At 64.4% G+C, this 11,560-nt stretch carries 14 protein-coding genes; 11 read left to right on the top strand and 3 right to left on the bottom strand.

The genetic code is table 11. The features are described from left to right. Window positions 1–16: 16 nt before the first annotated feature. A complete protein-coding gene (locus tag FJ930_RS29090) occupies window positions 17–436 on the top strand; it encodes a DOPA 4,5-dioxygenase family protein (RefSeq protein ID WP_141841062.1) in 420 nt (139 codons plus the stop codon). A 42-nt stretch (window positions 437–478) separates the two neighbouring features. On the opposite strand, the gene FJ930_RS29085 is transcribed toward FJ930_RS29090, so the two are convergent. Next, entirely contained in the window at window positions 479–1,555 is a 1,077-nt protein-coding gene (locus FJ930_RS29085) for a class I SAM-dependent methyltransferase (RefSeq protein WP_141841061.1), read from the bottom strand. A gap of 331 nt (window positions 1,556–1,886) precedes the next feature. On the opposite strand from FJ930_RS29085, the gene FJ930_RS29080 reads away from it, so the two are divergent. Next, window positions 1,887–3,332, top strand: coding sequence for an adenylate/guanylate cyclase domain-containing protein (locus tag FJ930_RS29080; protein WP_141841060.1), 1,446 nt, complete (start codon window positions 1,887–1,889; stop codon window positions 3,330–3,332). A gap of 190 nt (window positions 3,333–3,522) precedes the next feature. Continuing rightward, window positions 3,523–3,666, top strand: coding sequence for a hypothetical protein (locus tag FJ930_RS29075; protein WP_140611873.1), 144 nt, complete (start codon window positions 3,523–3,525; stop codon window positions 3,664–3,666). A gap of 24 nt (window positions 3,667–3,690) precedes the next feature. Here the strand turns inward: FJ930_RS29075 and FJ930_RS29070 are convergent, their stop codons facing one another. Both FJ930_RS29070 and FJ930_RS29065 read right to left on the bottom strand, forming a co-directional pair. Then, entirely contained in the window at window positions 3,691–6,024 is a 2,334-nt protein-coding gene (locus FJ930_RS29070) for a cation:proton antiporter (protein WP_246677091.1), read from the bottom strand. A 72-nt stretch (window positions 6,025–6,096) separates the two neighbouring features. After that, a complete protein-coding gene (locus FJ930_RS29065) occupies window positions 6,097–6,789 on the bottom strand; it encodes a DUF2270 domain-containing protein (RefSeq protein ID WP_140749671.1) in 693 nt (230 codons plus the stop codon). A gap of 502 nt (window positions 6,790–7,291) precedes the next feature. Here FJ930_RS29065 and FJ930_RS29060 point away from each other — a divergent pair. The 8 genes from FJ930_RS29060 to FJ930_RS29025 all read left to right on the top strand — a co-directional run bounded on the left by FJ930_RS29060 (window position 7,292) and on the right by FJ930_RS29025 (window position 11,308). Then, window positions 7,292–7,813 (top strand): Hsp20/alpha crystallin family protein, encoded by a 522-nt coding sequence (locus tag FJ930_RS29060; protein WP_141841059.1) that lies wholly within the window; start codon window positions 7,292–7,294, stop codon window positions 7,811–7,813. Window positions 7,814–7,942: 129 nt separating this feature from the next. Beyond that, window positions 7,943–8,674, top strand: a complete 732-nt coding sequence (locus FJ930_RS29055) for a gamma-glutamylcyclotransferase (protein ID WP_141841058.1) — start codon at window positions 7,943–7,945, stop codon at window positions 8,672–8,674. Window positions 8,675–8,930: 256 nt separating this feature from the next. Next, window positions 8,931–9,254 (top strand): metalloregulator ArsR/SmtB family transcription factor, encoded by a 324-nt coding sequence (locus FJ930_RS29050; protein WP_140749680.1) that lies wholly within the window; start codon window positions 8,931–8,933, stop codon window positions 9,252–9,254. After that, window positions 9,251–9,682, top strand: a complete 432-nt coding sequence (locus FJ930_RS29045) for an SRPBCC domain-containing protein (RefSeq protein ID WP_140749683.1) — start codon at window positions 9,251–9,253, stop codon at window positions 9,680–9,682. Before FJ930_RS29050 ends, FJ930_RS29045 begins: the two co-directional genes overlap by 4 nt. A gap of 77 nt (window positions 9,683–9,759) precedes the next feature. Then, on the top strand, window positions 9,760–10,152 hold the full coding sequence (locus FJ930_RS29040) for a VOC family protein (protein ID WP_140749686.1): 393 nt from the start codon (window positions 9,760–9,762) through the stop codon (window positions 10,150–10,152). A gap of 38 nt (window positions 10,153–10,190) precedes the next feature. After that, window positions 10,191–10,412 carry a hypothetical protein gene (locus tag FJ930_RS29035; RefSeq protein WP_141841057.1) on the top strand — a complete coding sequence of 74 codons (222 nt, stop codon included), beginning with the start codon at window positions 10,191–10,193 and terminating at the stop codon, window positions 10,410–10,412. A gap of 12 nt (window positions 10,413–10,424) precedes the next feature. After that, window positions 10,425–10,874 (top strand): DUF1801 domain-containing protein, encoded by a 450-nt coding sequence (locus FJ930_RS29030; RefSeq protein WP_141841056.1) that lies wholly within the window; start codon window positions 10,425–10,427, stop codon window positions 10,872–10,874. Between the two features lie 35 nt (window positions 10,875–10,909). Further along, window positions 10,910–11,308 (top strand): DUF1801 domain-containing protein, encoded by a 399-nt coding sequence (locus tag FJ930_RS29025; RefSeq protein WP_141841055.1) that lies wholly within the window; start codon window positions 10,910–10,912, stop codon window positions 11,306–11,308. The last annotated feature ends 252 nt before the right edge of the window (window positions 11,309–11,560 follow it).

The following is an 11,560-nucleotide window of genomic DNA, read 5'->3' as shown; positions in this document are numbered from 1 at the left end:
AAGGGAGAAGATTGACGTGAACGAAGACGCCGCCAGTCCAAGACCGCTCGCCGAGATTGCCAGCTATCACGCCCATATCTACTATGACGGGCAAACCGAGCGGCAGCATGCCGAATGGCTGCGTCTTCGCATCGGGGAACGTTTCCGCGTCCGCCTGGGCAACTGGCATGACGGGCAAGTCGGCCCGCATGACCAGGCGATGTACCAGGTCTCCTTCGCCAACGAGGTTTTCGCCTCGCTCGTTCCGTGGCTGATGCTGAACCATCGGGGCTTGAGCATCCTCATCCACCCGAACACGACCAACCCCAAGCGCGACCATCTGGTCGATCCGATCTGGATAGGCCGGCCGCTGGTGGTGCACGGCGATATTCTCGGCGAGGATCACGAGGCGGAAGAGGCGCTGGAGCCCAACACCGAGCCGACGCTGTCGGCGTAGGCGTTTCTTGACATGGCCGCGACCTCCCTTGCCCGGCCGGCCTCACGGGCGTGCCTCGAGCACCATGTTGAACGGGGTTTCGGTGGCGCGGCGGAACCGCTTGAACCCGCCACCCGACACAACCTTGCGCAGCCTCGCCTCGCCGGCCTGGGCGCCGAGCCCCAATCCGACTTCCTGGGACAGCGAGGCCGGCGTGCAGATGAAGGTCGAGGCGGCATAATAGATGCGGCCGACCGGGTTGAGGTTGGCCGAGAGCTGGTCGTGGGCGAGGGGCTCCACGATTATCCAGGTACCGTCCGCCTTGAGCGCCTTGTGCACATGCCTGGCAGCCCCCTCCGGATCGCCCATGTCGTGCAGGCAGTCGAAGAATGCGACGAGATCGTAGGTGCCTGGGAAATCCTTGGCCGCCGCAACCTCGAAGCGGGTGTTGCCGGCAACGCCGGCCTCCTTCGCGGCGGCACGGGCGCGCTCGATCGACGGGGCGTGATAGTCGAAGCCGGTGAAGCGCGAGTTCGGGAAGGCCCTGGCCATCAGCACCGTCGAGGCGCCGTGGCCGCAGCCGACATCGGCGACGTCCATGCCGCTCTCCAGCCTCTCGACAACGCCGTCGAGCGCCGGCAGCCAGGAGCCGATCAGATTGGCGTTGTAGCCTGGCCGGAAGAAGCGTTCGGTGCCGCGAAACAGGCAGGCGCTGTGGTCGTGCCAGGCCAGCCCCTTGCCGGAGCGAAAGGCCTCCCGCACTTTCTCCTCGTCGAGCCACAGCGCCGAGACGGCCTCGAACGCGCCGGCCATGAAGGCGGGGCTGTCCTCGTTGACGAAAACCTGCTCCTGCTCGGGGCTGAGGTAGAAACTGTCGCCGGCCTCGTCATATTCGACATAGCCGGCCGCCGCCTGCGCCGACAGCCATTCGCGGACCAGCCGCTCCTGCGTGCCGGTCTTTTTGGCAAGCTGTCCGGCGGTGATCTCGCCGCCTCCGCTCATGGCCGCGAACAAGCCGAGCCTGTCGCCCAGCAGCACCGCAGCTCCGGTGGTGATGGCGCCCAGATCGCCGACCATCCTTCCAAGCAGCGCCTCCAGTTTCTCCTGGTCAGGCTGGGTCTCCTTGTTGCGCTTCAGCATCGGCTTTCTCCTCCGGCTCGATCCCAAACACTTGCCATGGGCGACAGGCCCGATCCCGTCGCTGGCCTCGCCATAACAAATCATTGTACGCCCCGCGGCGACTGGCTGTTACAGCTTCACAGCAACGTGACCGACACCTGGGAATTCTCAGCGAGCGCGGCCCGGGCAGCGCATCAGAGCGAATGTGCCAGCTCAAGAACGGCGTCTGCTCCAGTGCGCCGCCCGCCGTTCTGAAGCTCCTGGACAGACTGTCGTACAACAAAGCAATTCATCCATTCGCATCGCGCCGGTTTTTTAGTAGGCTGTCGCGAGACAAGGTTGAGGATCCGGCGTGACGGCAATCAACGATCGTCTTCTTGAAAGCAAGATGACCAAGGTGGAGCAGGCGCGAGCCTGGAGCCCACGCGTCATCTCGAAATTCGAGACCCTGATCAGGGACGCCGACGACCACTCTCTCTATCGGATCAATCCGCGGAGCTTTGCGCGCGACCGCGCAATCGCCGAGCCCGAAGCAATCGACCTCTTCCTTCATGCCGCCCGCTGTGGCTTGTTCGACATGAGCTGGGATGTGCTCTGTCCCCAGTCCGGGATGGTGCTCGACAGTTTCGGCGCCCTGCGCACGCTGAAGACCCACTACGTCTGTGGCCTGTGCGACGTATCGGGCGACACCGACCTCGACGACTTCATCGAGGTCACCTTCTCGGTATCGCCAAAGTTACGGCGCCTGCCGTACCACGATCCCGAGACGCTGCCCGTCGAGGATTTCCACTGGAAGCTCCACTTCGGACATGACGGGCGGCTACCAGGGCAAGGCGTTCGCTTTCTCGACGTTCTGCGCGGCTTCGTCCGGGGCATGACGTTTCTGCCGCCCGGCACCACCACGGTGCTCCGCGCCGACCTGGGACCCGGCGCCATCGCGGGCGTCAACGTGCGGACGCAGGCCGCGTTCGCCGTGCCGATATCAGGCGATCCGGCGTTGGCGCCGACACTTCTGAAGGTCGATTATGACGGCAAACGCTTCTTGCCGGCGCTGCCCGCCGTGCCACCTGGTCCGATTGTCATCGAGGTCGCGAACAGAGGGCCAGTACGCGGTTCGTTGCTTGTCATCAACTGGCCGCCCGAGCTCGTCGCGCTGACCACCAAGCCGGCGCTCGATTTCGAGCCTTACGTTTCCGGTGGAGCGCTGCTTGCGCGGCAAACCTTCCGCCAGCTCTTCCGGTCCGAACGTGTCGACGAGAAGGAGGGGCTCGGCATCCGGCAGATCACCTTCCTGTTCACGGACCTCAAGGGTTCGACCGCCATGTATGAGCGCCTGGGCGACCTCAACGCCTATGCATTGGTCCGCGAGCATTTCGCTCTGGTCAACGCGGCGGTTCAGCAACATTCCGGAGCGGTGGTCAAGACGATTGGCGATGCCGTGATGGCCGCATTCTCGCAGCCGTCGGATGCGATTTCGGCCGCACTCCACATCTTTGAAGAAATCGATCGCTTCAACAGCGATCATGACGGGCCGGGGATCATCCTCAAGATCGGCGCCCACTGTGGACCTTCGATCGCCGTGACGCTCAACGACAACCTCGACTATTTCGGCCAGACCGTGAATGTCGCCGCGCGCGTGCAGTCCCTGGCGGACGCCGGACAGGTCTGCATTTCCGAGGCGCTCCATTCCGCGCCCGGGGTTAGCGAAATGCTTGCGGGCCATCGTGTCGTGGCTTTCGATGCGCCTCTTCGAGGTGTGGAGGGTGATGCAACCGTCTATCGCATTATGCGGGGATAGACACGATTGCGGAGAGTCGGCTGGAACAGGCCTCGCCGCGCAATGCAGGGCTATTCGAACGAATTTCTTTGCAATTCGTTAATTCGGCCATGCTGTAAATAAGCGCCTTCTAATACATTAAACCCAAAAGTGCTCAGCGGTTTTGGGATAACGACATGCGTAAAAACGGATGGGTTCGCGGGGGTACGCAATGACCAAGAATCTCGGCAATGCACTCTACACGCCGGCGAAAGAGCAGCAGAGCTCGATGCTGGGCAAGGTTGCGCCGGCACTGTTTCCGCTGGTCGTGGTGGCGCTTGGCTACATGATCGGCAGGCAATTCTTCGGCATATAGGATTACAATCGCGGCGAAGACGGATCAGGCGCCGGTCTCGGCTTTCGCCTCCTCGGCCTGGGCCTCGCTACGCCTGACGCGCTCGCTGGCCAGGAGCACGACCGGACAGCCGACGGCGGCCAGCACCGCCGTGGCGGTGTCGCCGAAGAACAGCTCTTGGCCCGGCCGTTGCGTGACACCCATCACCACCATCGCGGCGCCCTTGGCCGCTTCCCTGGCGATGGCCCTGTCGGGCGTCGCGCGGGCGCGGATGGCGGTGTCGACCGTAACGCCGTAGCGGTCGGCGAGATCGGCGACGTCCTTCAGCACGGCTTCCTCGCGGCGGTGCGAAACCGAGCTTGGCCGGCTGTCCTTGCGGGCCTGCGAGACATAGAGGACCTTTACGCGGGCTCGGTGCGGACGCGCCAAAGCAAGGGCGAAATCGGCGGCGCGCCGCGCGACTTCGGTGCCGTTGACCGGGACCAGGACCGTTGCGCCGGCGCGCAGCATCGGCATCTTGCCGGTGTCCTTGGCGCCGTTCAGCACCAGGCACAGCGGGCCGTCGAAACCGCTGGTGATGTCGTTCAGCGTGCCGCTGAAGGTGCCGTTGTCGGTCAGCGCGTTCTCCAGCCCGACGAGCAGGAGGCCGTAACCCTTGCGGGCTTCCGCGGCGATCGTCTCGGTGGTGGCTTCAAGCTCGGTGCGGGCTGTGAGATGCATCTTGTCGACGGGCGTGTCCTCGGCCTTGCTGACGGCCCTGGCGCTCCTTGCGGCACCCTTCTTGACCTGGTTCGAGGCCCGCTCCGGACCTCTCTCGCGGGCAGGGCCGGGCAGTTCCGCGCCCTCTAGGTGGAGGAGCGTGGTCGGCATGCCGCTGCCGCCTCCGACCAGCCCGGCCAGATAGGCGGTGAACTTGCCGACCGTGCTGTCGTCGACCAAAAGCAGCAGCCGCTCCAGCTTGGAGACGAAGCCGCGTTCGTCGAGCAGTTCGCGGTCGACGCGCTGCTTCTCGGCATTGCCGACGGGCAGGCGGCCGAGCGCCCAGCGCAGCATGGGCGGCATGGCCAGCGTGGTGATGACGGCCATGGTGACGATCATCGTGAACAGATTGTGGGAGAGGATGTTCATCGACAGGCCGATGCTGGCGACGATGACCTCGGTCGAGCCGCGCGCGTTCATGGCGCTGCCGACGGCGGTCGCCTCCTTCAGCGACATGCCGGCGAGCCGGCCGCCGATGAAGGCGCCCGAGAATTTACCGATGCTGGCGATCACCACCAGCGCCAATGTCAGCAATGCCAGCGTCGGGTCGGCAAGCACGGTGAGGTCGGCGGACAGGCCGGCCATGCCGAAGAAGACCGGCATGAAAAGCGCGGTGATGACACCGCGCAGCTGGCTCTCGATGTGGTCGGACAGGATCGGCGATTCTCCGACCAGGATGCCGGCGACGAAGGCGCCGAGTACCGTGTGGACGCCGATCAGGTTGGTGATCAGGGCCATCACGCCCATGATGATCAGGATGACGGTGATGACCGCATATTCGCTGCGGAAAGAGTCATTGCTCCAGCGGATCAGCGTGAACACCAGACGGCGGCCGATGGTGAAGGAGAACACCATGAACAGCGCCACCTCGGCCACCGTGGTGATAAGCGGCAGCACCTGCAGGCTGCCATTGGTGGCGATGCCGAAGGTGACGGCGATGATCAGCCAGCCGATCGTGTCCTCGATGATGGCCGAGGAGATGATGATCTGGCCGAGATTGCGGCGCATGAAGTTCATCTCGCGCACCACCATGGCGACGATCTTGACCGAGGAGATCGATAGCGCGGTGCCGAGGAACAGCCCGGCGACGACGCGCTGCGTCGGGTCGGGCAGCAGGGAGCCAGGCAGGATTTGCGCCAGCGCGAAACCGCAGACGAAGGGCACGACGACGCCGGTGATCGAGATCGAGAAGCAGGCCGCACCCACCCGGCGCACCAGGCGCAGATCCGTCTCCATGCCGGTCAAGAGCAGGAGCAGCAGGATGCCGAGCTGCGAGACGGCGTCGATCATGCTTTTCTGGGCGGGGTCGCTGGAGAAGATCATGTGCTGGGCGCCAGGCCATATCAAGCCGAACAGCGATGGGCCGAGCAGGATGCCGCCGATCAACTGGCCCATGATTGCCGGCTGGCGGTAGCGCTGGAAGATTTCGCCGAGACCGCGCCCGACCAGAAGCAGAAGGACGATCTCGGCGACGAACAGTCCCTCGGCCGAGCCGCCCATGCCCGAGGCATGGCCGGCGGGCTGCGCGGCGAAGGCGCGGCTTGCCGGAGCCAGGGCGAGGATGGCCAGCAGGACAGCGGCCACAACGCTGCGTGACGCCGTTGCCGGTTGCCGGTTCATGGATTCCCTCAAACGCCGCTGCGGACTGACCATCACAACGCGTGGCCGGCATTTGCGTTGCAGCCGCTGTTGTCAGACGTGGACGTCGCCAAAGGTAAGTTCGCCGTCGTCGGCGGCCGAGAAAAGGACGATGGCGAACAGGCTGGCATAGAATGCGGCCACGACGATCACGATCGCGACACCGGGAATGGGGCCGAGAGCGGCGCCGTCGACGGCCTCGCGAAGTGAGCCGACAAGCCCGGTCCTTGGGCCCGCGGCCTGAAGGCTGGGGGTTGATATCTTCAGCACCCAGGCCAGCAGCAGGATCAGGAACAGGTAGATATAATTCCGGCGCAGGCGACGCACCAAGGCGGCACGCTGCGACAGCAGGAACTTCGGCGCGCGCAGGCCTTCGCCGACGATGAGCAGCCAATCCGAGGCGAAATCGGGCTGCGGGGAGAAGATCTGCGCGAAATAGTGACGTTCGAACTGGCGCACGCGAGATCGGTAGAAGTCGAAGAACCGGTAGCGGCGTGCCTCGATCCACAGAAGCAGCAGGATCAGCAGCATGGCGAACAGCAGCACGCCATGATGCGCGCTGGCCGTCGACAGCGACACGGAAAGCATTGCCGCCACCACGGTGATCGCCCAGTTGGTCGTCCTGTCGAGCCGATCGCGCCATCCCGCCATGCGCGCGATCTCGGCGCGGTGGAAATGCGACAGCGTGTTCACGCGCTCCGCCGATGACAGGACGGGGCCCGCGGGTTTTGCCGACGCATCGTTCATGGCATCCTCCGGCCAGCACTATAACCGTTTGCCGGCAACATCGTTCCCTGCCGCGAGCCGCCCCGCGACCGGATTGTGGCGCGTGGCCACGGCATTGGAATCGTCTCGCCGGGCGCGCCTTCGCCGACAGCCGCTGGCGACGATCACATTGCATTCCCAGGTCTTGACCTCACCGCAACGAACCCCAGATCGACCGTGCCGGCGCCAGATGGGGCCGGTGCGTACGCGCGCGCCCGCTTCGTGGGCGTCGGCGCGTCGGGCGATGGTCTTTTGACCATCGAACTCGGGCATCATGTGCCGGAGGCGGTGACGCCTCGCGAGGGCCGCGACCGGGCAAGGGCGTTCCCAAAGGTGGAGCGGATCGGACCAAAGGCAGAGCGAAAACAGCGAGCGCAAATGGGGTTGGCAGCGATGCCTGCGTCTGACGGCGCAAGTCCCCCGGAGCATGGCAGCCAGAGCATGCAAGCGTACCAGACACAGGATCAAGAAAGGAGAAAGTGCTATGACCATTCGTGATCTCATGCCGTGGAGCCGCGACACCAGCCAGTCTCCGACTCTCTTTCGCGAAGGCGACCGGGACCCGTTCATGGGCCTGCATCGCGAGATGAGCCGCCTGGTCGACGACATGTTCCGCGACTTCGATTCGCGGCTTCCCTCCATGGGCAGGTTCTCTTTAGCCGGCACCGGTTGGCCCAGCATGGAAATCACCGAAACGGACAAGGAGGTCCGCGTGACAGCCGAGATACCCGGCATGGAGGAGAAGGACATCGAGGTGCTGCTCGATGACGGCGTCCTGACGTTGCGGGGCGAAAAACACGCCGAAACCGACGACAAGGATCGCCAGTTGTCCGAGCGGTTCTATGGCCGCTTCGAACGTCGCATCCCGATCGGCTTCGAAGTCGCGGAAGACAAGATCGCGGCCGATTTCCGCAACGGCGTCCTGTCCGTGAGCTTGCCGAAGTCCGAGAAGGCGCAGAGCAAGGCGAAGCGCATCCCCATCGGCGGCAAGAGCACCAAGCACTAGAGCAGACCCAGCCGGGCGGGCGCGACGCGCACGTCCGGCATCAGCCGGCGGATTTCGCCACTGGCCGCACGGCCCTCTTGAGAATCCCCCAGCCTTCGGCAACATGGCGGCAAGGCTGGGAGCGCAAGAATGAGCAAGGCCATTTCCACCGCACCGCGCAAGTCCGTACCGCGCAAGGCACCGATGGCGCTGACCGAGGCGCTGGTGGCGCGCACCTTGCGCGTGGTCGAGGATGCCGGGCCGACACCGGGCATGGTCTATATGCGCGACGCCGATTATGCGCGGTTTCGCGACGAGATCCTGGCCAGCGCGCCACCGGGGCCGCTGAAGCTGTTCGCCTATGGCTCGCTGCTGTGGAAGCCGGCCGGCGAGGTCAGGGGTGGCGAACGGGCGGTGGCGAGAGGCTGGCACCGATCGTTCTGCTTCACGGTGCAGCGCTTTCGCGGCACGCTCGAGCAACCTGGCCTGATGATGGCGCTCGACCGTGGCGGCCAGTGCCAGGGCATGGTGTTCGAGATCGCCGAGCCAATTGCCGCCAATCTGGAGGCGCTGCTGCGGCGCGAGATGACCATCCTGCCCGCCGTCAACGTGCCGCGCTGGCTGCAGGTCACGACCGATGGTGGGGCAGGCCGGGCGCTCGGCTTCGTCGTCGATCCCGCCAATCCGCGTTATGCCGGCAAGCTCGATAAGCCCGCGGTCGCGGCGACGCTCGCCAGGGCCGTCGGCCACTGGGGCTCGGGCGCCGAATATCTGTTCGAGACGATCCGCCATCTCGATGCCTGCGGCATACGCGACCGCAATCTGTGGCAGTTGCAGGAACTGGTGGCCGAAGAGATCGGCCGCACGCACGGCGCCATCTAGCGACGGATCGCCTGCCTTGGCGATTGGCGGAAACATCAATCACTTCGCTCCTGCTTCGCCCAGGGATGACAACTTTGAGAGGCTTCGGCTGATCTCCATGATGTCGCCTGTCAGCAGGCGAAGTCCCGAGATGTCGCCATAGCGGCCCTCGACGATCGAGGTGCACAGCGTGGCGCACCGCTCCAGTCTACCCCTTGACGAACATATATCCCTGCGGTTATACGTTAACCAATAGCCAGCGGGTTATCGATCGCAAATGCAGGACGCCCACGACATGCTCTTCAGGACGCTCGCCGACCCGACAAGGCGGGCGATCTTCGAACGGCTGTGCCGGCAAGGAGAACAGACAGTTGGGGCGCTGACGACGCAGTCCGGCGTCTCACAGCCTGCGGTGTCGAAACATCTCGGCGTGCTGAAGCAGGCCGGGCTGGTGCGCGACCGCCACGAAGGCCGCCAGACGCATTACAGCGCGCAGCTTGGGGCGCTGGCGCCGCTGATGGACTGGACACGCGAGATGGCGGGGTTCTGGGAGAGCCGGTTCGACGACCTGGAAGATTTGCTCAAGAGGATGGACCAGTGAACGATAGTGCCAGGGAAAACCGCACAGTCGTCGTCGAACGCCAGATTTCCCATCCGCCCGAAAAGCTCTGGCGCGCGCTGACGCAACCGCACCTGATCGAGGAGTGGCTTATGAAGAATGATTTCAAGCCAGCTGTCGGCCATCGCTTCAACATCAGCGCCGATTGGGGCGGCGTGCTGGACTGCGAGGTGCTGGCCGCCGAGCCGAACAAGACGCTGTCCTACACCTGGAACCTCACGCATCAGGATCCGGCCTTCGATCTCAGGAGCGTGGTGACCTTCACGCTTACGCCGACACCAACCGGAACGCATCTGCGCATGGAGCAGTCCGGATTCCGGCCCGATCAAAGGCGGGCCTATGGCGGCGCCAGAACTGGCTGGCCACAGTTTCTCGATAAGCTGGAACAACTTCTGGACCGGACGGACTGACGTCCGCCGGCCGATTGAACGCAACCACCGGACGAAACAGGGCGGCCCGCCGCCAGCAAAACCTATGGAGGATTCCGATGAAGCTCAAACTGACCAGCATCTATGTGGACGACCAGGAAAAGGCGCTTGCCTTCTACACCAGCGTGCTCGGCCTGACCAAGAAGGCCGATTTCAGCAACGGGCCGTTCCGCTGGCTGACGGTCGTCTCGCCGGACGAGCCCGAAGGCACCGAACTGCAGCTGGCGCTCAACGACAATCCGGCGGCAAAGGCCTACCAGCAGGCGATGTTTCAGCAGGGCCAGCCGGCGGTCATGTTCTTCACCGACGACGTCAAGGGCGACTGCGAGCGCATCGCGGCGCGCGGCGCCAGTTTCAAGATGCCGCCGACCGAGGTGACCGGCTCGACCATCGCCCAGCTCGACGACGGCTGCGGCAACCTCGTTCAGATCACCCAGCTGGCGCGTTGGTAGCAGCGGCCGATTTCAGCCCATTTCCAAAGGAGGTCATCTTGGACTGGAGCAAATGGATCAGGCGGACGCATCGCTGGCTGTCGATCATCTTCACGGCAACCGTCGCCGCCAACTTCGTAACCATGGCCTTTGGGCAGCCGCCGGCCTGGGTGGTCTATTCGCCACTCCCGCCGCTCTTTCTTTTGCTGTTCAGCGGCCTCTATATGTTCGTGCTGCCCTATGTTGCGAGGACGCGCGGCGCGCAGCGGGCCACCGGATAGGAGTGGAAGGGTATGGCCCCGTCAACCAAACCTAAGTCGATCAACCCCGCCGACGAAGCTCAGCCGAAGCTGCTTTCCGGCGGCAATCCGCAGATCGCCAAGGGCTATGGCGAAGCTCCCGTGCAGGCCTATATCGCGGCCATGCCCGGCTGGAAGCGCGAGATGGGCCAACGTCTCGACGTGCTCATCGAGCGCGCCGTGCCCGGCGTGAACAAAGCGGTGAAATGGAATTCGCCGCTCTACGGCATCGAAGGCGATGGCTGGTTCCTCGGCATCCATTGCTTCACCAAATACATCAAGGTTGCCTTCTTCCGCGGTCAGTCGCTTGATCCGGTGCCGCCGGGCGAATCCAGGAGCCGGGACACGCGCTACCTCAACATCCATGAGGACGACCCGCTCGACGAGGCCCAGTTCAGCGCCTGGGTGAAGCAGGCCAGCCAACTGCCTGGCGAGCGCATGTGAGCGTTCTACTTATTTAGGCGCAAAGGAGAAACGGCATGACGACCACGGGATCGCAGGAGAGCAAATCCGCCTCCGAACTGATCGACGGCAGGATCAAGGAACTCGGCGACTGGCGCGGCGAGATGCTGGGGCGGCTGCGCGCCCTGATCCGGCAGACCGACCCCGACGTGGTCGAGACATGGAAATGGCGCGGTGTTCCGGTGTGGGAACATGACGGCATGATCTGCACGGGCGAGACCTACAAGAGCGTCGTCAAGCTGACCTTCGCCAAGGGCGCGGCGCTGCCCGACCCCTCGCGGCTGTTCAACTCCAGCCTCGAAGGCAACACGCGGCGCGCCATCGACTTCCAGCAAGGCGAGGAGATCAACGAGGACGCGCTGAAGGCGCTGGTGCGCGCCGCCGTCGCCTTGAACAAGTCGAAAGCGCGAAAATAGTTCTACCGCGTCCTGGGCCTGTCGAAAACGGTCTCCGTCGGCGCTGCCCCTCACCTGCCTGCCGGCATCCTCTCCCCGTAGGGACGGGGAGAGGGGCGCTCTCATCGGCGATTTCGCCAATCTTCAGCGTTGCAGGAAGGCGCCGTCGTTGCGGCCAGCCCCTCTCTCCCCGTTTTACGGGGAGAGATGTCCGGCAGGACAGTGAGGGGCAGCGCCGACGGCGAAGGATTGCCAGCGACTTGGAGGCCGCAA

Origin of the sequence: Mesorhizobium sp. B2-4-15, from assembly GCF_006658505.1 — a bacterium.
GTDB lineage: Bacteria > Pseudomonadota > Alphaproteobacteria > Rhizobiales > Rhizobiaceae > Mesorhizobium.
This window is presented reverse-complemented; position numbering and strand designations above follow the sequence as displayed.

Coding starts and splice junctions, on each gene's coding strand:
- FJ930_RS29040 (WP_140749686.1), top strand. CDS start 9,760: ATGAAGCTCAAACTGACCAGCATCTATGTGGACGACCAGGAAAAGGCG.
- FJ930_RS29085 (WP_141841061.1), bottom strand. CDS start 1,555: ATGCTGAAGCGCAACAAGGAGACCCAGCCTGACCAGGAGAAACTGGAG.
- FJ930_RS29055 (WP_141841058.1), top strand. CDS start 7,943: ATGAGCAAGGCCATTTCCACCGCACCGCGCAAGTCCGTACCGCGCAAG.
- FJ930_RS29025 (WP_141841055.1), top strand. CDS start 10,910: ATGACGACCACGGGATCGCAGGAGAGCAAATCCGCCTCCGAACTGATC.
- FJ930_RS29065 (WP_140749671.1), bottom strand. CDS start 6,789: ATGAACGATGCGTCGGCAAAACCCGCGGGCCCCGTCCTGTCATCGGCG.
- FJ930_RS29070 (WP_246677091.1), bottom strand. CDS start 6,024: ATGAACCGGCAACCGGCAACGGCGTCACGCAGCGTTGTGGCCGCTGTC.
- FJ930_RS29050 (WP_140749680.1), top strand. CDS start 8,931: ATGCAGGACGCCCACGACATGCTCTTCAGGACGCTCGCCGACCCGACA.
- FJ930_RS29060 (WP_141841059.1), top strand. CDS start 7,292: ATGACCATTCGTGATCTCATGCCGTGGAGCCGCGACACCAGCCAGTCT.
- FJ930_RS29030 (WP_141841056.1), top strand. CDS start 10,425: ATGGCCCCGTCAACCAAACCTAAGTCGATCAACCCCGCCGACGAAGCT.
- FJ930_RS29075 (WP_140611873.1), top strand. CDS start 3,523: ATGACCAAGAATCTCGGCAATGCACTCTACACGCCGGCGAAAGAGCAG.